Genomic DNA, 24,385 nt, shown 5'->3' on the forward strand with positions numbered 1-24,385 from the left:
GGACATATCGTGCATCACCTTGCGTTCCATCGTCGCTTCAGAGAAACCAGCCTATCGTCGCTATTTAGTGCGCTGCTTGCCTCTCCAATTTGTTTCAACATCCCTTCCATGCCATAGGGCCATGCCAGCGCGTTGTCTGGTAGAACGGCATGAAGTAGCGCCAGCGCCTGTTCTGGGTACCGGCTTACTATGTTGTCTCCGGATCGACGAAGCTCTGGCAGCATCAAATGGTCACGCTCGATTTTGCCCAAGAGCGGCAAAATCAATGCGGTTATGGTCGGAAATTCATCGCCGCTGGAGAAAGCCAATTCGCAAAGGCGGGCCGACGTGTTGGGTGATCTGGCTGACAGTTGGCGCGGCCAAATCTGCAGCAGTTCGGAAAGCTGTCCTCCCCATCGCCCGTGTGAGTTTTCGTTCTTCTCGTCAGACCATCGTTGAGCCTGCCATAGTACTCGTGAACGAAACTCGTCATCGACCGTCAAAAGTAAGCTACGCATCTCATCATTGGAGATACAGCGCTCGCCGGTGACGTTGTCGACAGTTCCCCACCCCGCAAGGATCATACCTGCGATGATTTCACCATATGAGCGGCGCGATGGGAGAGGATTAGCGGCGAACTCCAGCATGTCGTTTTTCAACCGCATATAGAGCTCTCGATTTGGAATACTAGCCCCCCATAAGAAGCCCGACCATGCTGCGTCGCGGTCGTCCGTGTCGTTACCTTGAAGCGCAGGCAACAAATATTGTTCTGTCCATTTCGGATCGACAGCGAAAAACCAGTTGAGGTTGTGAAACAAGATCACAATCGCATGTCTGCGCAAGTCGTTTGGAAGCGCCAACAGGGCCTCAGCGTGAATAAGCCATTCGGAAGGAAAGCCTTGATTTCGATTGAGATTATCCTTGCGGGGATCGTTAAAAAGCGCCTGCGCGATCTTACCCGTAGGAGAATTAATCGCTTCCATCGTCCAGTCTGGTTCCTTCGAACCTCGAACAATACCCGAACGTCCTTCGTTCGGCGATTCACGGAGGACGCCAGCCAGCTTCCTCAAAATGCGGTCGAAAACAGGAAGGCAGTCTTTGTTTAGTTTCGCACTAGCATCTTGCAGCCAGTCGGTCGCAGGGCGGAGGATCGTTGCAAGCTGCGCATTTGGATAACGAGCTAGTCGTTCGGCAATCAACCAGGCTAATCTTGCCTTGTCATTCTTCCGTGCCTCTGAATTAAGGAACCGTTGCCATGCCCAATTTGGGAAACTCCCTCGTTTAGCTGCATAGGTCAATGCAGCAAAAGCGCGCGCAGGGCGTTGAGCAGCGAGGCCGGAAAAAGGATCGTTCTCGACGAGAAAATCGTCTGCTCGACCGCTACGTTCCTTAGCTCGCGGCAGTACTAGTGACAGGGGCGTTTCCGCTAGTTCCTCATGACTGGTATTAGTCCTCACCCATCCAGTCCGACCTTCCAACGATTCAGCAGCCTTCCCGCCATAATCCTCTTTCCAGTCGGGTACAGCAGCACGGAGCAGCTTCGCTTGTCTACGGGTGCTGGCTGAAAGCTTGCATTCTGAGTTTTGAAGCCACTGAATGCGATTTAGAATCGACCAAGCTCGTCTGCTATCGAAGGCTGCAATCTTCTCGCGCCGCCATCGCTTTGGGCCTATCACCAGCTTTTCTTCGATTAGTTTGCGAGACTTACCGCTGAGTTTCTTCCATCGATTCGCGAGGACCAACAAAAGATCTCGTTGATGATAGCTATTCCAGAATGCGTCATCGCTCAAAGACGCTATAAATTTCCCGAAGTCATCATCTGAGACGACGCTTCGCTTTCCTGATGCCCATATTCGCAATCGTGCGAAGATGGTGTCATCGTCCGTAGGCCACGACAAATACTCGCGCTTAGCGGCTGCTCTATTGATTTTGCTCAGTTGCGAGAAAAGTTCGGCAAATCGGATAACTGCGGCCGAAAGCCCGTGCGTTCGATGATAGTCGGCACCTTCGATACTGTCCTGAACTATCGGGCTTATATTGTTAAGGCCGTAACCTCCTATTTCGTGCTCAAGTGCAAGGGCCAGCTCAAGATTCTGTCGCAGGACTCTAACGACAATTGCACACCACTTGTCCGGTACCGTAACTGCTTCATGCGTTTCAGGATATTTGACGTCCATCCGCAACAAGCGAGCACCGTTCTCTCTATCTGGCACCAGTGCAGGCGGCTTTGGGCCACCCCAGAAATCCGGCTCCGCAGAAAGACGAGGTCGAAGCACCTCCTCAAGTCGCCGAGTGACAGCGCTACTCCATCCGTCGGTCTTAATGACGGTTTGCAACGCGTACCAATCTCTGTGGGAGTCTTCGACGTAGTTCCAAGCTTCAAAAAGCGACCGCCAAGCGTTGCGAATGTCCTTGTGGATGGGGCGATTGCTTCGCTCTAGCTCCCATGAAATGTGTTCTTGAATGCTCGGATTAAGTGACAGCTGATGAGCCGCCCACCACACAGCGGCAGGTTGGTCGCAGACCTTTGCTAACCATACTCCCAGTTGAGCTATCCGTGGGACAAGACGTGGGGAATGGTTAGCCCAATGCCCGCGAAACCCGGCAAGATTTTCATCGCGGATTGAGGATCGATCAAGGCGATTAAGTTCGAAAGCGTCCCACGCATTGGTTGGAGCCTCGCGCTTAGCATAATGATCTTCAGGATCAGGTTTGCTGGGCGTGGTGTCTGAATCGAGGCCATATAGATCGAACGGATCAACATAGGGTCCTTTGTGGCCCAATGAGCCCGAACTGCCCGGCTTTGCAAATCGGCGATACTTGTCGAACACACAAAGCCATTCAGCAGGCGGAAGAACTTCGCCGACGCAGAACTTCTTCACACCTTCATACGTGGAAATGATATGTGCCACTTGACCCCGCTCATGCGGCTGAACTGCAGCTGGCCCTTTCTTGGATGCGTCAATAACCTTTGCATACCAATCATGAGGATCACGAGCACGCTCTGCCCAAGCTTCAAGGGATTGCCATAAAGCAGCGTGTTCGTTATCAGGGCTATAGGGAATAGCTTCAACACCTTTGTGCTGCCATCGTGCAGTAGCGCCATCGTAGTCACCGGACTGAAAAGCATAAGCGTTCTCAAGCTTGCCTGAAGCTTTTCGTAATGCTTCAAGGAGATATTGAACGGGCGGATCGTCAGCCGTATACCCAACGAATACAACGACATACTTGTTGAGTATTTCACGAATGAATGTTGTTGCCCATCCGTCCGATAGATATGCACGACCAAATTCGGAGCTTGAGAGAACAAATCCGTCACCCTCAGCGCCGGTATAATTCGGCGTGGATTGGCCATGAAGATACACTACTCCATTGATCTCATTTTGGTGTAAAGGGTTTGGTAGCCTCGGCGGTTGCCATGTTGGAAGTTTTCTACCGCAGTCGTCAAACAATCTGTCGAAGTTCGTCGTGACCAATTGAACAGCGCCCTCTGGCGTGGTCGCTAAGTCGAGCAAAATTCTATGTGCAGTGAGATCACATCCCGCTGACGGCTTCAACGCAGATGCTACCGCCTCCTCAATGTCACGCGAGGCAAAGTCTCTCTCCAGAAGTCCGAAGACACGGTCAGCCGATATAACGCCGGGAACGCCAACGCGTCGGTCAATTTCCTGAGCTTCTTGGATAAGTTTATAGGCTGGACTGTTTTGATCAACGCCAAGCTTGGAAACTACCTTACGAGCTAAGCCAAAGAAATCAGGGAGTTTTGCGCGCGCTCTTGATACTCCCGCACCACAGAAGAAAATTACGCGGCCCTGATCTCTGGCCAGGAGGAGGTCATCGGGGATTGATGGTCCGTCAGCTAAGAATCGCAAATTCTAGTCTCCATTGTTTATCTTAGACTACTAAAGTCTGGCGTTCCTCCAACTTCTCCGCTGGCTACTAAGCACAGCATCAAAGCTCGCGTTGCTTCAGTGATACTGCTGTTCAGAATGGTGCTCGATTAGAGAATGGAGCGATAGGTCGTTAAGTTTTTGATCATCTGAACTAGTCCTTGCCGGAATAGGATCTCCAGATTGGTCGACATCGATAGGTGGATTCTTGAGTTGTGCTCGCTGGCGTTGCGCGGCGGCTACCACCGCTGCGGCATCAAGATCGAATAGATTCTCCACAAATTCGTCGGGATGTTGAGACTCTACTCCGTAGGAAGCGAGCACGTCCGCAGGAAAATCCCGTTGATTGAAAGTCACGATCACACTGGCACCGCAGCGGATGGCCACAGCCAGGACATGGCGGTCTTCGGGATCGGGTAGTATGAGTCCCGCAACGAGCTCTTCATCCCCATCCACCAACCCATCGGATATAGCGCGATCCATCAGGTCTGAAGTGCGATCCAGTTGCGCACCTGTTAGATCGGGCCTGTTGAGTAGTAAATGGTGTTCCCACTCCTCATGAATGTCGTGACTCCAGCGGGCACGAAACCGTCCCGACAACCCTAGCCACATTAGAAAGTCGCGCAGATGTGCGGGATAGAGAACGCAGGCGTCAAAGATGGCAGTGAACGGGGAGTGCCTCATTCGTACCCCATACCTGATTCCTGAGCTTGGCGGGCGAGTTCGGTCATGGTCTCCTCGTTAGCTCGGTCACGCGCATCCTTGTACTGCATCAGGTCCGCGAACCGCACTCGGCGGTGTTTCCCCGTTCGATGGAATGGCAGGACACCGTCCTCCAATAGCTTGACCAAGTGAGGGCGAGAGATGTTGATCATGTCTGCGGCTTCCTGGGTCGTCAGCTCCGCATGGATGGGAACGACTTTTACGGCATTGCCATCGGCCAACTCGGCCAGGATATCGACGAGCAAACGCAGCGCGGAGGTAGGCAACTCCACCTGATGGGCCTGGTTCCGTTCATCGAAGATCTGGATGTGTTGTGTTTCGAAGCTCGTTGCCAGGTAGGCCGCCAAGGCGCGATGACCTTGCATAGCTGCCTGAGCCTCCCGTTCGGCGGGCAGCGTCATCTTGGTTGAGGTGATAGTGGTCATGGCTAGTTCCTGCGCTGTGAAGCAATTTTAGGATCTAGCTTATTCGAAATAAACGACAAACCCAATAAACGAAATGGTGCTGGGTGATGATGAAGCCGGATCGCTGTTGCCCTGCGACGTGAAACAAGTTCTTTTGACTCAATTACGTCTGGAGAAGTCAGATCGACACCGCAGCGTGTTTGAGTCACTGATGCGCGGGCTGATTGGTTTGCCATGGTGTTTTTCGTGGCATTGGCGGATACGTCTCTTTCAATGCTCTGATTTAAAAAGGATTTTTCACACTGTTGATAACTGAGTGGGAGTGATCCCGCGTCTGGCACACCCAGACATCTAATGGCATAGGAAGTCGAAAGCCCGCGATAACGCGGGCTTTTTTGTGTGTTTTCAAAAGCTTCTTAAAATCTTGTGACTGTCACCTTATTTTGTTCAGAAGCGCTGCCAATTCGAGCAGATTCCCGGCTTTGTAATCCCATTGATCTGGTAGTGGTGCGTCAGTTTCTTTCGACGGATTAGCCCCGTGTTCGCGCGGGACGAAAGCTGTTTTTAGCCCGCACGAACGTGCACCTTCCAAGTCGTAGTCGTGAGCGGCGACTAGCATGGCCCGTTGAGGTGAGATGTTGAGCAGTTCGCAGGCATGGAGATAGGCCCGAGGGCTGGGCTTGTAGGACTGGGACATATCAGCACCAAAAATCATGTCCCATGGCAGGTGTGCATGTTTGGCCATATTGATCAGCAGCCGGGTATGTCCATCCGATAAGGGCGCAACGATGTAGTGTTCTTTTAATCGGGTGATGCCTTCCACTGCATCGGGCCAAGGGTCTAAGGTATGCCAAGCGTGACTGAGTATATTCAGCTCTTCGTGATCAAACTGGGAAGGGGGGAGATTGAATTGTGCCAGGCAGGTTTCCAGATTCTCCCTATTGATAGTGTCCAGAGAGGTGAAGCTGCGTTGACCTTTACGGATCGGGTCAATAGCACGGTCATAGTGTCCGACCCATGTGTCGGTAAGAGCTCTTGCGTCAATATGGCTTATGTCGTGACGCTTCAGGAATGCTTCAACTTTATCCGTAATGCTGCCTCGCCAATCGACAACCGTACCCAAAATGTCAAAGAACAATACGTCAACATTCTTCATCTAGTAGTCTCCATTTTTCTGCGCTAAATGTCTGACTCAAGGCTTTGAGTCGGCTGGCCAGGCCTGCATCGCCGCCTCAATGATGCTCTTGAGCTTTTCTGGGGAGGCTCCGTCTCGAGCCTGGATGGACAAGCCTTCCAGAACGGTCGTGTAGAAGGCTGCTAATTGGGCGATATCGGCGGACGGCGAGAGGTCTCCGTCTGTCACCCCACGGGCGAGTCGTTTTTGCAAAGCCCGCTCGCCCTCCAAGCGGTTCTGGGCCAGAAAAGCACGGACAGGCTGATTGTCAGGGGTGCCGAGCAGGGCCGACAAGACAATCATGCAGCCTCGGGGGCCTTCTGTAGTCGAATAGGCATGGGCATTGGCCTCGAGCATTGCCCTGACAGCGTCGCGGGCTGTTTTGGCATTTGCAAGGCTTTCAGTGGTAGCTCGACCCTCAAGACGATCGTACAACTGGACTGCTTCTTGAAAGAGCGCTTCCTTGCAGCCGAATGTCGCATACAGACTTGGTTTACTGACGCCCATGGCAGCGACAAGGTCCTGGATTGAAGTGCCCTCGTAGCCTTGTGCCCAAAAAACGCGCATGGCGGCCAGAAGAGCGGAGTCCCTGTCAAAGCGTCGAGGACGGCCCAGAGTTCGCTGCTCAGCGTTTTTTTCTATTTTATCTGCACTCATTCTTCGATGATCCGTAAACCTGCTGTCCCGATGATGATCAAGGCTAAAAAGAGAAGTTTGATGGCTGTCACCTGCTCGCCAAAAAACAATATGCCGACAACGGCAACCCCCAATACGCCGATACTTACCCAGATTGCATAGGCAGTCCCCACAGGCAGATGCTTGAGCGACAGTCCCAGCAAGATGAGGCTTGTCATGGCAACAACGATGCCGATCAGGCCAGGCCAGAGCTTGGTGAAGCCATCGGCTTGTTTCAAAGCTAAAGCCCAGATTATTTCCAGCATGCCAGCAACGACTAATAATCCCCAAGCCTTGAGCATTTTTATTCCTTTATACGACACAGCTTGAACTTGAGCCTGCTATCGGGCTGTCGTTGCAACATGCGATGGAGCAGGGCAATGCTCCAAGCGATACACACGAATAAGCGTTAAGCGGTGAAACCACCGTCTACGGCCAGGGAGGCTCCGGTGATGAATTGGCTCTGGGCTTGTGCAAGATAGGCGACGGCGGCCGCAATCTCCTGCGGGTGTGCATATCGTTTGACGGCCATTAATTCCAGCTCTGCCTGAACTGCGGGTCCATTAGCGGGGTTCATGTCTGTGTCGGTCGAGCCGGGGTCAACGATATTGACGGTGATACCGCGTTCGCCGACCTCCCGCGCCAAGCCCTTGGTAAAACCTATAAGGGCAGATTTGCTCATGGCGTAGAGCGTTACGCCGCCATAGGGTACCCGTTGTGCGAAACAAGAACCGATGGAGATGATGCGTCCACCTGAGCCCATGTATGCAAGCGCGGCCTGAGAGGCGACAAATACGGCTCTTACGTGGATGGCCAAGGTGTCGTCGATTTCCTGGAGCGTGGCGCCTTCAATGGCACCGGCATAAAACACTCCCGCGCTATTGACGAGTATATCCAGCCGTCCTAGTTCCTGGACTGTCTGATTTACCGCCTCGCGTACCGCATGCGGGTCGCGGCTATCTGCTTTGAGGCTCAGAACCCGGCCAGTTTGGCCGTTCAGTTTGTTGGTCAAAACTTTGGCGGCCTGATCCGATGCAGAGTATGTGAAAGCAACGTTGGCCCCCTCTTGGGCGAGGCGTTGAACAATTGCAGCACCAATGCCGCGAGATCCTCCGGTTACGAGGGCGACTTTGCCATGAAATTGCATTGCTTATCCTTTTTTGTACCGATCGGTTTAAAAAATATAAATCCATTCGTTTGGTTTGGCAAGGATTTTGTACTGATCGTTTAAATAAGGTTCTGCAAGTAATGTTTCTGGCCTGGCTCTTCAGGAGAACGACTTTCATCTGCTGTTATTCGCGAGCATCTGGGGGAGGTGTGATGCAAGCTTGGCGGTTTTTCTACGTCTTGCTCTGGCCTGCGGGAAAAGCCTGTGCGGGCGCTCGAGCCAGCTCCATAAACGCCTGCAGATAGTCAATCACCGCCTCCGTCTCCCTCATCCCCAGGAAGATCTGCTTGGCGATCCCGTGCTTGCCTAACTTGACTGGCACCACATCCAGCTTCTCTGCATATTCTTCCACCAGCCATCGCGGCAGCGCGGCTACTCCACGTCCACTAGCCACCATCTGCATCATGATGTCTGTTGTCTCAATCGCCTTGTGGCGTCGGGGGGCGATGCCGGCGGGCAGCAGAAACTGGTTGTAGATATCCAGCCTGTCTATGTCCACCGGATAGGAAATCAGCACTTCCCGGTCCAGGTCTTTGGGTTTGGCATAGTCCACCTTGGCCAGCGCGTGAGCTTTATTGACCACCAGCACCTGCTCGTAATCGAACACGGGCTCGAACTTCAGGCCTGGCTTGTAAAGCGGGTCTGGGGTAACCAGCAGATCAATTTCATAGCCAAACAGCGCGCCAATGCCGCCGAACTGGAATTTCTGCTTCACATCCACATCCACGTCTGGCCAGGCGCTGAGATACGGCGAGACGATCTTCAGCAGCCATTGATAGCAGGGGTGGCACTCCATGCCGATACGTAGCGAGCCTCGCTCGCCTTGAGCGAACTGGCCCAAGCGCTCTTCGGCCAGATCCAGCTGCGGCAGGACGCGGTTGGCGACAGCCAGTAGATACTGCCCGGCTTGAGTCAGTTGCAGGCTACGGCCTTCGCGACGCCAGATTTCTGTGCCCAGTTGCTGCTCCAGTTTTCGCATGGTGTGGCTAAGGGCGGATTGAGTAACGTGCAGCACGGCAGCAGCGGCGGTCAGGGACCCTTGCTTGTCAACTTGCTGGACGACGGCCAGATGGATGCGCTCTAACATGATACGTGAATGATATTCATGGATTGGTGAGATAAGACCATTTTACTTCATTGATACGGCTTCCTACAATGCAAGTCATTCTTTAATCCACTGGCCTATTGAGAGCAGCACATGACGACGATTCATAATCTTGGCTTTCCGCGCATTGGCGCCAAACGGGAACTGAAGTTCGCCTTGGAGTCTTACTGGAAGGGCGAATCTTCGCGTGACGAACTCAAGATGCTGGGTGCTCAACTGCGCCAGCGTCACTGGGAGAACCAGGCCGGTCTGGACCTGGTGCCCGTGGGTGATTTTTCTTTTTACGATCAGGTGCTGGATGCCAGCTTCTTGCTGGGCAACTTGCCCGAGCGTGTGCAGGGCTTTCATGGTGATGAGCTGGATAACTACTTCCGCGTAGCACGCGGTCGTTCGGCCAAAGGTCTGGAAGATCACAGCGCCTGCTGCGGTGGTGTGGCTGCTGGTGAAATGACCAAATGGTTCGACACCAACTATCACTACATCGTCCCCGAATTTACGGCTGACACCCAGTTCAAGCTGGACGCCTCGCGTTTGCTGGAGCAGTTGGCTGAAGCCAAGGCGCAAGGCGTGAAAGCCAAGCCTGTGATTATTGGTCCCGTGACTTATCTGGCACTGGGCAAGGCCAAGGACGAATCCAACAAGCTGGCCCTGCTGGATCGCTTGCTGCCTGTGTATGTCCAATTGCTGGATACGCTGGCCAAAGCAGGCGTGGAGTGGGTGCAGATTGATGAGCCTATTCTGGTTACCGAACTGGATGCCGATTGGCAGCAAGCGTTCAAAACCGCTTATCAGCAACTGAAGGCTGCTGGCGTGAAGTTGCTGGTCGCGACTTACTTTGGTCAACTGCTGGAAAATGCCGCTTTGGCCGCCAGCTTGCCTGTCGCCGGTTTGCATGTGGATGCCATCAATGATCGTGATGGCGTGGATGCACTGCTCAAGCTTTTGGGTGATGAGAAGGTCTTGTCCCTGGGCGTGATCAATGGTCGCAATATCTGGAAAACAGATTTGACCGCCGTGCTGGACTGGGTTGAGCCCATCGCCAAGCAATTGGGTGACCGTTTGTGGATTGCTCCTTCCTGCTCGCTGCTGCACGTGCCGGTTGATCTGGACAGCGAACAAAAGCTGGATGCTGATGTGAAGTCCTGGTTGGCGTTTGCCTTGCAAAAGCTGGATGAACTGCGGGTATTGGGCAAAGCCTTGAGCCAAGGTCGTGATGCCGTCAAGGCAGAGCTGGCCGAGAACCTGGCCGCTTTGACTGCCCGTCGCAACTCGCCCCGGGTGAACAATCCTGCGGTGAAAGCAGCGGTGGCTCGTATTTCGGCCGAGCTGGGCAAGCGCAAGAGCGTTTACGCACAGCGTGCCTCCAAGCAAGCTGAATTCCTGAAGTTGCCCGCATTCCCCACCACGACGATTGGTTCTTTCCCGCAAACGGTAGAAATTCGCCGTGCTCGTAGCGAGTTCAAGGCCGGTCGTCTGGACGAAAACAGCTACCAGGCCGCCATGCGTGCCGAGATTGAGCGCAGCGTACGTGAGCAGGAAAAACTGGGTCTGGACGTGTTGGTGCACGGCGAAGCCGAGCGCAACGACATGGTCGAATACTTTGGTGAACAGCTGGACGGTTACGCATTCAGCCAATTCGGTTGGGTGCAGTCTTACGGTTCGCGCTGCGTTAAACCACCCATCCTGTTTGGTGACATCAGCCGTCCTCAAGCCATGACGGTGGAGTGGATCACCTACGCCCAGTCCCTGACCCAAAAACCCATGAAGGGCATGTTGACCGGCCCTGTGACGATTTTGAACTGGTCCTTTGTGCGTGATGATCAGCCTCGTTCGGCTTCTTGCCTGCAACTGGCGCTGGCCATTCGCGAAGAAGTGCTGGATCTGGAAAAGGCCGGTGTGCATGTGATTCAGATCGACGAAGCCGCCTTGCGTGAAGGCTTGCCACTGCGTAAATCGCAATGGCAAAGCTACCTGGACTGGGCCGTGGAAAGCTTCCGCATCACCGCCAACGGCGTGGGTGACGAGACGCAAATCCACACACACATGTGCTACTCGGAATTCAACGACATCATTTCCTCCATCGCTGATATGGATGCGGACGTGATCACCATTGAAACCAGCCGTTCGGACATGGAGTTGCTGGAAGCCTTCGAAAACTTCCAGTACCCCAACGAGATCGGCCCTGGCGTGTACGACATTCACTCGCCCAATATTCCGACCGAGCAGCACATTGTGAATTTGATGAAGAAAGCCGCCGAGCGCGTGCCAGCAGAACGTCTGTGGGTGAACCCCGACTGCGGTCTGAAGACACGCCAATGGGCTGAGGTGATTCCAGCTTTGACCAATATGGTGGCCGCAGCGAAAGCATTGCGGGCAAGTACCTGATCCGATCAGGAGTGAGTTTGGCGGAAGGTCCCGGCCAAATGCCGGGACTTTTTTTGAGGGCGATTCAACACTGTTTTCTGGCTTCACCAGGAAGAAGAGAGCAAGCAGTACAGCCCCCGAAGCAGATCCGACAAACAGTGCAACATATACATAAATAAGATGAATTTATTTTTCCAGATCAGTGGCTGGGCTGAAAATAAATTCGAGATTGAAATCAGAAATTAGGGCATACATAAAAATGAACAAAGAATTCGCGTTCAGCATCAAAAGCATCCGTTTTGATGAAAACTACCGTCCATCCGACAACACACGCATCACCACCAATTTTGCCAACTTGGCCCGTGGTGAAAGCCGTCAGCAAAACCTGCGCAATACCCTGAAGATGATCGACAATCGCTTCAACAATCTGGCCCATTGGGACAACCCGAATGGGGATCGTTACTCGGTTGAACTGGATATTATGTCAGTTGATATTGATGTTGAAGGCAATGGCTCTACATTCCCTACCATCGAAATCCTGAAAACCAATATCGTTGACCACAAGGAAAACAAGCGTATTGAAGGGATTGTGGGCAACAACTTCTCTTCGTATGTGCGTGATTACGATTTCAGCGTGGTTCTGCTGGAGCACAACAAGAACAAAAATGGTTTCAGCGCTCCGGAAGGCTTTGGTGACTTGCATGGCAAGTTGTTCAAGGCTTTCGTGAACTCCACGCTGTATCAGGAAAACTTCAACAAATCCCCCGTGATTTGCCTGAGCGTGTCCAGCAGCAAGGTCTACCACCGTACAGGTAATCAGCATCCCGTATTGGGCGTTGAATACCAGCAAAATGAGTTTTCGCCGACCGATGAGTACTTCGCAAAAATGGGTCTGCAGGTTCGTTATTTCATGCCCCCAAATAGCGTGGCGCCTTTGGCTTTTTATTTCCGTGGCGATTTGCTCAGTGACTACACGAATCTGGAATTAATCAGTACCATCAGCACGATGGAGACATTCCAGAAAATCTATCGACCCGAGATTTACAATGCCAACTCGGCAGCAGGAATGCGCTATCAGCCCAGCCTGAAAAATGCGGATCATTCGGTTACGCAAATTGTCTACGATCGTGAAGAACGTAGCCGTCTGGCGGTTGAGCAGGGCCGGTTTACTGAAGAAAGTTTTATCAAGCCATACAAAGTTATTCTTGATCAATGGGCAGCCAGTTACGCGCTTTGATTCATCAAAAACAACAAGGTTATTTATTATGAAAAAATTGCTACCCACCTCCACCGCTGGCAGTTTGCCTAAACCCTCCTGGCTTGCTGAACCCGAGAAACTTTGGTCGCCCTGGAGACTGGAAGGTGAGGACCTGGTCGAAGGCAAGAAAGATGCACTGCGCTTGTCCTTGCAAGAACAATTGCATGCCGGTATTGACCTGATTAGCGACGGCGAACAAACCCGCCAGCACTTTGTCACGACCTTTATCGAGCATCTGGAAGGTGTCGATTTTGAAAAGCGCGAGACCGTGCGTATTCGTGACCGTTACGATGCCAGCGTGCCAACCGTTGTGGGGGCCGTGACGCGTCCCAAATCCGTGTTTGTGGATGATGCCAAATTCTTGCGTCAGCAAACTTCGCAGCCGATCAAATGGGCGCTGCCTGGCCCCATGACCATGATCGATACGCTGTACGACAACCACTACAAGAGCCGTGAAAAACTGGCTTGGGAATTTGCCAAGATCCTGAACCAGGAAGCCAAAGAGCTGGAAGCCGCCGGCGTGGATATCATCCAGTTTGACGAGCCCGCTTTCAACGTGTTCTTTGACGAAGTGAACGACTGGGGTATTGCTACTCTGGAACGTGCCATCGAAGGTCTGAAGTGCGAAACTGCCGTGCACATTTGCTACGGCTACGGCATCAAGGCCAACACCGACTGGAAAAAGACTCTTGGCTCGGAATGGCGTCAGTACGAAGAGTCCTTCCCGAAGCTGCAGCAATCCAAGATCGACATCATTTCCCTGGAGTGCCAGAACTCTCACGTTCCCATGGATTTGATCGAACTGATCCGTGGCAAGAAAGTGATGGTTGGCGCCATTGACGTGGCCACCAACGTGATTGAAACCGCTGACGAAGTGGCCAACACACTGCGCAAGGCGCTGAAGTTTGTGGACGCTGACAAGCTGTACCCCTCCACCAACTGCGGTATGGCACCTTTGCCACGCGCCGTGGCTCGCGGCAAGCTGCACGCCCTGAGCGCCGGTGCTGAAATCGTTCGTAAGGAACTGTCGGCCTGATAGGCTTGATGCCTGCACGTTAGCGAGTTCAGACTGCCCCCAGCAAACAGTATTGATGGCTTCGCCATCGCCGTTGCTGGGGGCAGTTTTATTGGGGTTGCTTATTTGGTCGCTTCACATAACAGATGCTCCCAAGCAGCCTGCAAGCCCAATAGGTGAGTCTTCTGACAGCTCTGGGTAAAGAAATTCTTGTCCATCACAAAGAAATGAACTAGGATTCACTCATGTAATGAATCAGAGTTCACTTCTTTATGGCCTATCGTCAAACCCCCGCCGTTGAAGCCCGTCTGCAAGACAATCGCAGCCGTATTCTGGAAGCTGCTCGCGTTTTGGTCAGTGAAGGTGGCTGGCAGGAAGCGCAGGTAGCCAGTGTGGCGGCCGCAGCCGGTATTGCCACCGGGACGGTCTATCGTTACTTCCCCTCCAAGGCCGAGCTGTTCGCGGAAGTCCTGTCGCTGGTGTCCCAGCGTGAGGTGGATGTGCTCACGGACATTGCGCAGGCGGATGGTTCTTCCATGCTGCGCTTGCATGCCGCTGTCTCCACTTTTGTGAAACGTGCCATGCGTAATCCTCGCTTGGCTTATGCCTTGATTGCCGAGCCTTGCGATAAGGAAATCGATGCGGCCCGTCTGGTGTATCGCGCCGCGATCAGCCAGGTCATCCACTCCCTTGTTTCCACAGGTCAGGACGCTCAGGAAATGCGCCAGGATGTGCAGCCCGATATTGCGGCTACCGTCATTGTGGGCGGTTTCATGGAAGGGCTGATTGGCCCGCTTTCTCCTTTAAGCCGTCAGCAGCACGATGGCACGGACAGTTACCAGCGCCAAGTGGCCGCGCTGGCTGACCAGATTGCCCAGATGGCGTGCGCCAGTGTGGCAGTCCCTTCTGCCACGCCTTAGAAAAACAGTTCGGAGACAAATATGAACCAGCCGCTTTCCCCCAGCATTTTGAATGCGCCCGAGGACCGTTACAGCACGCATCAGGTTTTGAATCAGGCTTTGCCCGCCAGTGGTTTCAATGCTTTTACGGGCGATCAGGTTTTACGTGATGCCATCAACCGTGAGGCCCCTTGGGCCGCATCGCGTTGCCAGGCCTTGGGGGCGGTGGCCGGTGATGAGACTGTGCAGGAACTGGCCCGTTTGGCGAACCGCCATATCCCAGAGCTTAAAACGCATGATCGCTTCGGCAATCGGATTGATTGGCTGGAGTTTCACCCCAGCTGGCATGAGTTGATGGGTCTGGCCTGGCAGCACGAGGTGCCCAATTTAAGCTGGCGTACCCAAGAGAAAAACGGCCACTTCGCCCGCGCCGTCTTGTCCTATCTGTGGAATCAGGTGGAGCACGGTACGGGCTGCCCGACCGGCATGGCTTATGCGGCTTATGCCGGTTTCGAGGCTGAGCCTGCTTTGGCGATCTGGGCAGACAAGCTCAAAGGGACACGCTATGAATACAGTCGTCGCGAAGTGGGGGACAAGCCCTCGGTGGTGATTGGTTATGCGATGACCGAAAAGCAGGGGGGCTCAGATCTGCGCGAGACGCAGACGACCGCGCGCTTCTCCCATAGCGCGGATTATCACGGTGCAACGGCGCAGTGGTATGAGCTGACGGGGCATAAGTGGTTCTGTTCGGTGCCGCAGTCCGATGGCTTTTTTACACTGGCTAAAGTCAATGGCGGTGTCACGTGTTTCTTTTTGCCCCGTACCTTGCCGGACGGCCGCTATAACCGCTTTTTTGTGCAACGTCTGAAGGACAAGGCGGGCAATCGTTCCAACGCGTCCAGCGAAGTGGAATATGCCGGCACGCTGGCGATTCGGGTGGGGGAGGAAGGGCGCGGTATTCGGGAAATCCTGTCGCACTCGCATTTGACGCGTCTGGATTTTGCGATTGGTTCCGCAGGTTTGATGCGGCAGGCATTGACTTTGGCTCTGCGTCACACCACATCACGCAAGGCTTTTGGAACCTCGATTGCTGACCGGCCCATGATGAGCAATGTGCTGGCGGATATGGCAGTAGAAGTGGAAGCGGCAACCTTGATGTCCTTGCGAGTCGCCAAGGCCACTGATCTGATGCAAAGCAGTGAACATGAAAGGCTGTTGGCTCGGGTGGCCACGCCTGCGGCTAAATACTTCAATTGCTCGCGCGCGCCCTCTATTGCGAACGAGGCTTTGCAGTGTCATGGCGGTAATGGTTTTATCGAAGAAAACCCCATGGCTCGTGTGTATCGAGAGGCCCCCTTGAACAGTGTTTGGGAAGGGACGGCCAATATGATGTGCATGGATGTGCGGCGCGCCATGATCAGGGATCCGCGCACGGTGGAGGCGGTTTTCAATGAACTCAAACCCTTGGCCGGGCAGGACAAGCGCTTCGATGCGTTGGTGCAGCACACCGAGCGTCTGGTGAGAGCGGCGATCGAGGACGAGTTCCTGGCCCGCCCCATGACCGAAGCCGTCGCCCGCGTCTTGCAGGCGGCGGAGCTGCTGCGCTATAGCTCTCAAGAGGTGGTGGATGTCTTTTTAAGTACGCGCAGCGGCGGGGATGTGGGGTCTTGGGGAGCGCATTACGGCACCTTGGGAATGGCAACGTCCTCCTCAGTCGCGCAGAAAATCATGCGCAGGGCGATGGTCACAGATTGATCTTTGCTGTTTGCACAGTCTGGAGTGAGCGGGGGCTATCTGGATCAAGTCTTGGATAGCCCTTGTTGCTTGAACCGGGTGGCTTTGCAGGCGAGGCGGCCACCTGACACCTGATTCCCGCGTTGGACTGGGAGAATCAGGTTGTCCGTTCTAGTCTTCCAGCCCTCCTTGCAAGAGGGTTTTTTCTTGGCTAATTATTGTTATGTTATAACATCTCAAAATTGGCGAGAATCCTGCGCAAGGAACTGCCCATTGATGCTCAAGGATGAAGAGAAATGACGATGAACCCCGATAACACGCCGGTCGATCCCGCGGCCCGCATTCCCGTAACGGTTTTGTCCGGTTTTCTGGGGGCGGGCAAGACGACTTTGTTGAACCACATTCTGAACAATCGCGAAGGTCGCCGCGTCGCCGTCATCGTGAACGATATGAGTGAGGTCAATATAGATGCCGCTCTGGTTCGTGATGGCGGTGCCGAGCTATCGCGCACGGATGAAAAGCTGGTGGAAATGAGCAACGGCTGTATTTGCTGCACCTTGCGAGAGGACTTGCTGCTGGAGGTCGACCGTCTGGCCAAGGAAGGGCGGTTTGATCAGCTGGTGATTGAATCCACCGGTATTTCAGAGCCACTGCCCGTGGCTGAAACCTTTACCTTTGAAGGCGAGGATGGCCGTTGCCTGGGTGAAGTCGCCCGCTTGGACACCATGGTTACGGTGGTGGATGCCTTTAATTTTCTGCGCGACTACAGTTCGCAAGACAGCATTCAGTCCCGTGGCGAATCCCTGGGTGAAGAAGACGCGCGTACCGTTGTGGACTTGCTGATTGAGCAGATCGAGTTCTGTGATGTGCTGGTTCTGAACAAGATTGATTTGATCAGTGAACCAGAGCGTGAACGCCTGATGGCGATTCTGAACAGTCTGAATCCTCGCGCTCGTATTGAGACGGCCGAGTTTGGCAAGGTGCCCTTGGAGCGCGTACTCAACACCGGCTTGTTTGATTTTGAAGAAGCCTCCAGAGCCCCCGGCTGGTTGCAGGAGTTGCGCGGCACGCACACCCCGGAAACGGAGGAGTACGGCATAGGCAACTTTGTTTACCGCGCCCGCCGTCCATTCCATCCACAGCGTTTTCTGGAATTGGTTGAAAGCGAATGGCCGGGCGTGGTGCGCTCCAAAGGGTTTTTCTGGTTGGCGAACTTCCCGACTCTGGCGGGTTCTTGGTCACAGGCTGGCGCGGTGGCTCGTTATCACGTGGCGGGTTACTGGTGGGCTTCCATGCCGCCCGAGCGTTGGCCGGAAGACCCCGAAGCGGTAGCCCTGATCAAGGAAAAATGGGATGAGCGGGTTGGGGACGCGCGTCAGGAGCTGGTTCTGATTGGCATGGATATGGATGAGGCCGCATTGCGCGCCCGTTTCGATGCCTGCCTGTTAAGCGATGAAGAAATGGCCAGCGGCCCCAGCACCTGGACAACATGGACGAATCCGTTTTCAGACTGGCCTTGATGGAATTGAGGTCTTGCCAAGCTCCTGCTGGCTTGAGCAAGACCTTTTGATTGGATGTTGAGTATGACTGTTGTACTTCCCGACCCGGCTTTGAACGATTCCAGCTATGGCCTGACTCCGCTGTCCTGGGTAGGTATGGAAGGAATCGATTTACCCATTACCGTGGTCGAACCGGGTTATATGCGCCAACCTCATGCGCGTGTGGATGCCCAGGTTGATTTGCCGCTGGCGCATGTGAAAGGGATACACATGTCCAGGCTGTACCGCTTGCTGAATGACGTGCCACCAGAGCAAGCCTTGTCACCGTTGAGGCTGCGGCGTCTTTTACAAAGCATGGTGGAGAGCCAGGAGGACTGCGGTACGTGCTGTGCGCGCTTGGGTTTCAGCTTTGATTTACTGGTGCGACGGCCTGCCTTGGTGACGCAGAATCTGGCAGGCTGGAAGTCCTATCCCGTCGTGCTGGAAGCCAGACTTTTAGACGGTATGTTTGTGTGCAAGGTGCAGGTTCAGATTGGCTATTCGTCGACCTGTCCTTGTTCGGCTGCGCTAGCTCGGCAGTTGATTGAACAGGGCTTTATGCAGGCCTTTGGAAAGCAGCCTGTCTTGCATGCTGATGAGGTAGCGGCCTGGCTGCACAAGCATGCCAGTCTGGCCACTGCGCATAGCCAGCGCAGTCAGGCTCTGGTTCAGGTTGACGTAGCGGAGGATAGCGAGAATTTTGGGTTTTTAGCCTTGATTGATCGTGTTGAAAAGGCACTGGCAACCCCCTTGCAAACCGCCGTCAAACGGGCTGACGAACAGGCCTTTGCGGCCTTGAATGGCCAGAACCTGATGTTTGTGGAGGACGCAGCGCGTCGTATAGAAGCGGCCTTGGTGGGCTATCAGAACCCTGGTATTCAGGTCCGCCATTTGGAGAGCCTGCATCCCCATGACGCGGTGGCGTTCAAGACTCCTTTGTCAGCGGAGATGTCCCTTTCAGGGCTTAAGGAAGGCGTGGTGCTATGAGTGTTTTAGCCCTTACTGATCCTTGCCACACACAGCGGCAACATCAAACTTCCTTGCTGCTGGAGCAGGCCAGCAAGATCACGATCAGCCCGTCTGACCTGATGCTTCGCTCCCGTCTTTCGGAGCGGCGATGAAAGCCTTTCTTGTCTCTGTCCTGGTCCTGCTGGTTCGCGGCTACCAACTTTTTATCAGCCCATTGCTGGGGCCACGCTGCCGTTTTTATCCGACTTGTTCTCAGTATGCGATTCAGGCTTTGCGAACGCATGGCCTCTTTAAAGGAACCTGGCTGGCCGCACGGCGTATTGTCCGTTGCCACCCCTGGCATCCGGGCGGGCACGACCCTGTTCCGGCTCTTGGCGATCAGGGCAGTCACACACCCAAGCATTCAGGAGACGGCCGTGGATAAGGAAGCAGCACCAGAAGAGCCCATAGCCCAAGTCCAGCAATCCATTGTGGACAGCTTCCAGTGCCTGGGTAACTGGATGGCGCGCTACGAATATCTGATTGATCTGGGACGCTCCTTGCCGGACTTCCCGGACAAATGGCGTACGGAGGCGAACCGCTTGCACGGCTGTCAGGCACAGGTCTGGATGGTCGCTGAATTGCGTGATCACAGGTTGTTTTTTCAGGCTCGTAGTGATTCCGCCATTGTCACGGGCTTGTTGGCTTTATTGATGAAGGTGTATTCGGGGCGTCTGCCTGAAGAAATCATCTCCCATCCCCCCGACTTTTTACGGGCAATTGAACTGGAGCAGCACTTGTCACCGAATCGCGCCAATGGCCTGTTTCACATGATGGAGCGGATTCGTTTGACGGCACAAGACGCTCTGGATGCGGAAGTTGCAAAGGCAAAACCATGACGCCAGAAACCCCGAAGGTTCCTACCTCCCGAACCGCAGAGACGACCAAGCAGCATGATTTGCGTCATGCCGATTTGCTGCTCTGTGGCGGCACGGTGCTCACACCTAACGGTGCCGAGCGCATCGACATCGCCTGTGTACAAGGCCGGATTATGGCTCTTGGTGATTTGCGGCCCGGCTGGAGTGCAGACTGTGTGCTGGACCTTACGGGGTTGCACGTATTGCCAGGGGTGATCGACAGCCAGGTGCATTTCAGAGAGCCAGGGCTGGAGCATAAGGAGAATCTGGAAGCGGGTACACGGGGCGCGGTCCTGGGCGGGGTGACTGCGGTTTTCGAGATGCCCAACACCCATCCCTTGACCTTGGGAGCTGCCGATTTGCAAGCCAAGCTGGATGCCGCCCAAGGCCGCAGCTGGTGTGATCACGCCTTTTATATCGGTGGCTCGGCCTTGAATGCCGAGTCTTTGCAGGAACTGGAGCAGCTCCCAGGTTGTGCAGGCATCAAGGTCTTTATGGGCAGTTCCTTTGGAGACCTATTAGCGGATGAGGACGAAGTCCTGCGCCGCATCTTGCGTCATGGCCACAGACGAATGGCGGTGCATGCGGAGGACGAGGCCAGGCTGCGTGAACGCAAACATATCGCTCTGGATAGTGGTGACGTGCGCCAACACCCCGTTTGGCGTGATGTGGAAAGTGCCTTGAAGGCCACCCAACGCATTGTTCGTCTGGCAGCAGAGGTGAATCGCTGTTTGCATGTGCTGCATGTGTCTACCGCAGAGGAAATGCAGTTTCTGGCCACACACAAACACCGCGTGACAGTAGAAGTGACCCCGCATCATTTAAGCCTGCAAGCCCCGGAATGCTGCGAGCGTCTGGGCAGTCTGGCGCAAATGAATCCGCCGGTGCGCGAGCAAGCCCATCAGGACGCGCTATGGCAGGCGATCCGCTCGGGTGTGGTGGATGTTATCGGCAGCGATCATGCGCCCCATACCTTGCTGGAAAAATCCCAGGTCTATCCCGCTTCACCCAGCGGCATGACTGGCGTGCAAACCTTGCTGCCCGTGATGTTGAACCATGTCCATGCAGGCCGTTTAAGCCTGCAACGGCTGGTGGATTTGACCAGTGCCGGGCCTGCCCGGATTTTTGGTCTGGAAGGCAAGGGACGCATTGCTGTGGGCTTTGATGCGGATTTCAGCATCGTGGATTTGAAGGCACGCCGCCGTATCCGCAATGACTGGATTGCCAGCGTTAGCGGATGGTCTCCCTACGACGGCATACCGGTTGTGGGCTGGCCGATTCACACCATTGTTCGTGGCCATTGTGTTGTTCTTGATGAAGCCTTGGAAGGGCAGGCGCAAGGCAGGCCGCTGCGTTTTCTGGAAGTCCCTTAGCCGCCAATTCAGCAAGGAGTGCGTCATGACGGATTCAAAAGAGCTTAAAGAGCGTGGCTTGAAGGTGACCACCGCCCGTATCCAGATTCTTGAGATTTTTCAGGCCCCCGGCATTCGTCATTTGACGGCGGACGATGTGTATCGCCAATTGATCCGACAAGGCAGCGAGATTGGCCTGGCGACTGTCTACCGTGTGCTGACTCAATTGCAACAGGCAGGCTTGTTAAAGCAGGTTTATTTCGAATCCGGCCGAGCGCTCTATGAGCTGGATGATGGCGAGCACCATGATCACCTGATCTGCACGGACTGCGGGCGTGTGCAGGAATTTCATGACAAGGCTATCGAGCAGCGACAGAAAGCGATTGCTCAAGAACGGGGTTTTCAGATTCTGGAACATAGCCATGTGCTGTATGGCCGTTGCCTGAAACCCGACTGCGAATATCGCCCGGAACCCATGATGACAAGGAAGAAACGTGAAGACTAAAGGACAAGACACCAGGTCTGCTGAAAATACGGCAGTACAAATGAGCCGCCGAATTTCGGTAGAGCAAGTGGAAGAGGGTCACGAACTGGCCCCCAAGTTTGACGAGCATGGCCTGATTGCCTGCATCACGACAGACGCTAATAATGGCGAGGTCTTGATGCTGGGTTACATGAACCGGGAAGCCCTGGAAAAAACCATACAGACAGGTGAAGCCCATTACTGGAGCCGCTCGCGTCAAATGCTCTGGCATAAAGGTGCCAGCAGTGGACTGGTGCAGACGGTAGAGGAAATGCGTATCGACGACGACCAGGACGCCGTGTGGCTACGTGTGCGGGTAGCCGGTTCCGGGGCCAGTTGCCACGTGGGCTATTACTCCTGTTTCTACAGACAAGTGCCGGTTGGTGCTGAACATAGCAAGGATCAGAATCTGGTCTTTGTGGAGTCCGCCAAGACCTTTGATCCCCAAGAAGTGTATGGGGATGTGCCCAATCCTACTGTGCTTTAGCGCTTGTTACTGCGTGTGAGGATCGATGAGTTCTGGCTTGGCCTGAGAACACCGGGGTTTTATAGGAAAGCGCTAAAAAGCCGAGCATTTCTGCTCGGCGTCTTTTCTTGTTTTCAGCTGGGTGCAGCGTTCAAATTAGTACCTGAACGAACCAGTACACTTTTGTTAGGCCTTGGCCAAGGCCCCCAGCTTTTTCTGACTGTTCGAGCGCCAGAATGAGTAGCTCAGCCCCAGAATCAGCAAGATGCACGCAATGATAAAGACCATGCTGATCGGGCGCTCCAGGAAGATCATCGGATCACCACGTGACAGCAGCAGGGCACGGCGGAAGTTTTCTTCTACCATCGGCCCCAGGACAAAGCCCAGCAGCAAGGGAGCCGCTTCAAAGCGCAGTCGCATGAAGAAGTAACCCAGCACACCAAACAGCAGCACGATGTTCACATCGAACAGGTTGTTGTTGGTGCTATAGACACCCACGCACACAAAGAACAGGGCGGCGGGGTACAGGTACTTGAAGGGCACGGACAGCAGGCGCACCCACATGCCGATCAAGGGCAGGTTCAGCACCAGCAGCAGGATATTTCCCACCCAGAAACTGGCGATCAGGCCCCAGAACATATCGGCGTGCTCGACCACCATTTGCGGGCCGGGCTGGATGCCGTGAATGATCAGCGCGCCCAGCATCAAGGCCATGACCGGGTCGCCGGGAATGCCCAGGCTCAGGGTAGGAATGAAGCTGGTTTGGGTAGAGGCACTGGTAGCGGCTTCGGGAGCTGCAATCCCTTCAATCGCACCGCGTCCAAAGCGCTCGGGGTTCTTGGCGACTTTCTTTTCCGTGGCGTAGGCAATGAAAGACGCAATGGTCGGGCCTGTGCCGGGCAGAATCCCGAAAGCTGCACCAATGGCAGTACCGCGCACCAGAGCGCCTTTGGATTGTTTGATATCGCCTTTTTCCGGACGCAGGGAGCGGGTGGAAACTTTACCAATGGCCTTGGTGTGGCCGCTATTGATCCGGTTGATGTTCTTCAGGAAGTCCGCAATACCGAACAGCCCCATGGCCAGCGCCACAATCTGCAAGCCGTCCTGCAGTTCCGGGATATTGAAGTCAAAGCGCGAGACACCACTGTTCACGTCTGTACCGACCACACCAAAGATCAAGCCCATGACGACCATGGCCACGCCCTTGATGGCAGAACCTTTGGCCAGGGTGGCACCAGCCAGCAGGCCCAGCATCATCATGGAAAAGTATTCAGCTGGGCCGAACTTGAAGGCGATATCGACCAAAGCGGGCGAGAACAGAATCATGGCCAGAATGCCGATGGTGGCGCCAAAAAAGGAGGACAACATCAACATGAACAGGGCCGACCCGGCCTTGCCGTTACGAGCCATGGGGTTGCCGTCCAGACACGCCACCGCGTGCGAGGCGGTTCCGGGCAGGTTCAACATGATGGAGGTAATGCCGCCGCCGTACTGCGAGCCGTAGTAAATGCCGGCCAGCATGATCAGGGCGGCGGTAGGAGTCATGGCGTAGGTCAGGGGCAGCAGGATGGAGATGGCTGCCAGCACACCCATGCCGGGCAGCACCCCGATCAGGTTCCCCATGAACACGCCAAACACGGCCCACATCAGGTTGTCCAGTTGAAAGGCAACGCTAAAGCCGTGCATCAGGTTAGATAGAATTTCCATAGCTTAGCCCCAAGTGAACAGGGGGAATTGCAGCTCCAGCCCCCAGGAGAAAATAACCACACCCAGCAGCGTCACAAAAATGGACAGCAGCAGGGCAGTGAGCCAGGAATGTTCTTTGTCGCCCATGGCAGAGATGAACACCAGGGCAAGGGTGGCGGGAATCAGTCCGCCGTAGCGACCCAAAATAATGAAGGCGATGATGCCGCTCACAATCGCCAGCCAGCCACGCCACTGCGGCGGGCCGTAGTCCTCCTCCTGCTCATCGTCGTGCGCGGCGGTCTCTACAAACAGGTACAGAGCGCCCAGCACAATCATCACGATGCCCAGCAAAAACGGGAAGTAGCCCGGTCCCATGCGGGCCATGGTGCCCAGGGAGTATTTCTGTCCCATCAGGACGGTAAATACGCCCACCCCCACCATCAGGCCGGCTGAATAATATTTTTGTCTGCTCATGAATCTCCTCATTCCCTTAAAGCAAGCATGATTTTTATAAACCCTGAAAAAGAGCGATTAAAAATGAGGCTAGCTTAGCGGAGCAGGAGATTG

At 54.4% G+C, this 24,385-nt stretch carries 22 protein-coding genes; 12 read left to right on the forward strand and 10 right to left on the reverse strand.

The features are described from left to right. Positions 1-14 precede the first annotated feature (14 nt). The 8 genes from CPY64_RS06445 to CPY64_RS06480 form a co-directional block, all read right to left on the reverse strand. Positions 15-3,851 carry an SIR2 family protein gene (locus tag CPY64_RS06445; RefSeq protein ID WP_042479862.1) on the reverse strand — a complete coding sequence of 1,279 codons (3,837 nt, stop codon included), beginning with the start codon at positions 3,849-3,851 and terminating at the stop codon, positions 15-17. 96 nt (positions 3,852-3,947) lie between these two features. Beyond that, positions 3,948-4,553 (reverse strand): PIN domain-containing protein, encoded by a 606-nt coding sequence (locus tag CPY64_RS06450; RefSeq protein WP_435301247.1) that lies wholly within the window; start codon positions 4,551-4,553, stop codon positions 3,948-3,950. Next, positions 4,550-5,017 (reverse strand): helix-turn-helix domain-containing protein, encoded by a 468-nt coding sequence (locus tag CPY64_RS06455; RefSeq protein ID WP_042479864.1) that lies wholly within the window; start codon positions 5,015-5,017, stop codon positions 4,550-4,552. The genes CPY64_RS06450 and CPY64_RS06455 overlap by 4 nt, the downstream gene beginning before the upstream one ends. A gap of 412 nt (positions 5,018-5,429) precedes the next feature. Then, positions 5,430-6,152, reverse strand: coding sequence for a haloacid dehalogenase type II (locus tag CPY64_RS06460; RefSeq protein WP_042479867.1), 723 nt, complete (start codon positions 6,150-6,152; stop codon positions 5,430-5,432). A gap of 36 nt (positions 6,153-6,188) precedes the next feature. After that, positions 6,189-6,827 carry a TetR/AcrR family transcriptional regulator gene (locus CPY64_RS06465; RefSeq protein ID WP_042479870.1) on the reverse strand — a complete coding sequence of 213 codons (639 nt, stop codon included), beginning with the start codon at positions 6,825-6,827 and terminating at the stop codon, positions 6,189-6,191. After that, positions 6,824-7,147 (reverse strand): DMT family transporter, encoded by a 324-nt coding sequence (locus CPY64_RS06470; protein ID WP_042479872.1) that lies wholly within the window; start codon positions 7,145-7,147, stop codon positions 6,824-6,826. The genes CPY64_RS06465 and CPY64_RS06470 overlap by 4 nt, the downstream gene beginning before the upstream one ends. A 107-nt stretch (positions 7,148-7,254) precedes the next feature. After that, the gene (locus CPY64_RS06475; RefSeq protein WP_042479874.1) at positions 7,255-7,992 is read right to left on the reverse strand and encodes an SDR family oxidoreductase; all 738 of its coding nucleotides are present in this window, start codon (positions 7,990-7,992) and stop codon (positions 7,255-7,257) included. A gap of 193 nt (positions 7,993-8,185) precedes the next feature. After that, on the reverse strand, positions 8,186-9,100 hold the full coding sequence (locus CPY64_RS06480; protein ID WP_042479878.1) for a LysR family transcriptional regulator: 915 nt from the start codon (positions 9,098-9,100) through the stop codon (positions 8,186-8,188). Between the two features lie 111 nt (positions 9,101-9,211). On the opposite strand from CPY64_RS06480, the gene metE reads away from it, so the two are divergent. From metE to hisI, 12 genes are all read left to right on the forward strand, one after another. Beyond that, on the forward strand, positions 9,212-11,503 hold the full coding sequence (gene metE, locus CPY64_RS06485) for a 5-methyltetrahydropteroyltriglutamate--homocysteine S-methyltransferase (protein WP_042479880.1): 2,292 nt from the start codon (positions 9,212-9,214) through the stop codon (positions 11,501-11,503). Positions 11,504-11,741: 238 nt separating this feature from the next. Further along, complete coding sequence (locus tag CPY64_RS06490; RefSeq protein ID WP_042479884.1) at positions 11,742-12,719, forward strand: DUF1852 domain-containing protein; 978 nt, start codon at positions 11,742-11,744, stop codon at positions 12,717-12,719. A gap of 28 nt (positions 12,720-12,747) precedes the next feature. Continuing rightward, positions 12,748-13,776 (forward strand): methionine synthase, encoded by a 1,029-nt coding sequence (locus CPY64_RS06495; RefSeq protein WP_042479886.1) that lies wholly within the window; start codon positions 12,748-12,750, stop codon positions 13,774-13,776. Between the two features lie 251 nt (positions 13,777-14,027). Beyond that, positions 14,028-14,675 (forward strand): TetR/AcrR family transcriptional regulator, encoded by a 648-nt coding sequence (locus CPY64_RS06500; protein WP_042479888.1) that lies wholly within the window; start codon positions 14,028-14,030, stop codon positions 14,673-14,675. A gap of 21 nt (positions 14,676-14,696) precedes the next feature. Then, positions 14,697-16,409 (forward strand): acyl-CoA dehydrogenase family protein, encoded by a 1,713-nt coding sequence (locus CPY64_RS06505; protein WP_042479890.1) that lies wholly within the window; start codon positions 14,697-14,699, stop codon positions 16,407-16,409. 275 nt (positions 16,410-16,684) lie between these two features. Further along, positions 16,685-17,908 (forward strand): zinc metallochaperone GTPase ZigA, encoded by a 1,224-nt coding sequence (zigA, locus tag CPY64_RS06510; protein ID WP_042479893.1) that lies wholly within the window; start codon positions 16,685-16,687, stop codon positions 17,906-17,908. A 63-nt stretch (positions 17,909-17,971) separates the two neighbouring features. Then, the gene (folE2, locus tag CPY64_RS06515) at positions 17,972-18,913 is read left to right on the forward strand and encodes a GTP cyclohydrolase FolE2 (protein WP_042479896.1); all 942 of its coding nucleotides are present in this window, start codon (positions 17,972-17,974) and stop codon (positions 18,911-18,913) included. A 130-nt stretch (positions 18,914-19,043) separates the two neighbouring features. Next, a complete protein-coding gene (gene yidD, locus CPY64_RS06520; protein WP_080723664.1) occupies positions 19,044-19,319 on the forward strand; it encodes a membrane protein insertion efficiency factor YidD in 276 nt (91 codons plus the stop codon). Further along, positions 19,216-19,773 (forward strand): SufE family protein, encoded by a 558-nt coding sequence (locus CPY64_RS06525; protein ID WP_226791340.1) that lies wholly within the window; start codon positions 19,216-19,218, stop codon positions 19,771-19,773. Before yidD ends, CPY64_RS06525 begins: the two co-directional genes overlap by 104 nt. Beyond that, positions 19,770-21,164 carry a dihydroorotase gene (locus CPY64_RS06530; protein WP_042479906.1) on the forward strand — a complete coding sequence of 465 codons (1,395 nt, stop codon included), beginning with the start codon at positions 19,770-19,772 and terminating at the stop codon, positions 21,162-21,164. Before CPY64_RS06525 ends, CPY64_RS06530 begins: the two co-directional genes overlap by 4 nt. 25 nt (positions 21,165-21,189) lie before the next feature. Further along, positions 21,190-21,648 (forward strand): ferric iron uptake transcriptional regulator, encoded by a 459-nt coding sequence (gene fur, locus CPY64_RS06535; protein WP_042479909.1) that lies wholly within the window; start codon positions 21,190-21,192, stop codon positions 21,646-21,648. Positions 21,649-21,688: 40 nt separating this feature from the next. Continuing rightward, positions 21,689-22,153, forward strand: a complete 465-nt coding sequence (gene hisI / locus CPY64_RS06540) for a phosphoribosyl-AMP cyclohydrolase (RefSeq protein ID WP_042479912.1) — start codon at positions 21,689-21,691, stop codon at positions 22,151-22,153. A 165-nt stretch (positions 22,154-22,318) separates the two neighbouring features. On the opposite strand, the gene CPY64_RS06545 is transcribed toward hisI, so the two are convergent. Both CPY64_RS06545 and CPY64_RS06550 read right to left on the reverse strand, forming a co-directional pair. After that, positions 22,319-23,839, reverse strand: coding sequence for a tripartite tricarboxylate transporter permease (locus CPY64_RS06545; protein ID WP_042479914.1), 1,521 nt, complete (start codon positions 23,837-23,839; stop codon positions 22,319-22,321). Positions 23,840-23,842: 3 nt separating this feature from the next. Next, complete coding sequence (locus CPY64_RS06550; RefSeq protein WP_052362838.1) at positions 23,843-24,292, reverse strand: tripartite tricarboxylate transporter TctB family protein; 450 nt, start codon at positions 24,290-24,292, stop codon at positions 23,843-23,845. Positions 24,293-24,385 lie beyond the last annotated feature (93 nt).

Source organism: Alcaligenes faecalis, from assembly GCF_002443155.1.
Classification (GTDB): Bacteria; Pseudomonadota; Gammaproteobacteria; order Burkholderiales; family Burkholderiaceae_B; genus Alcaligenes; species Alcaligenes faecalis.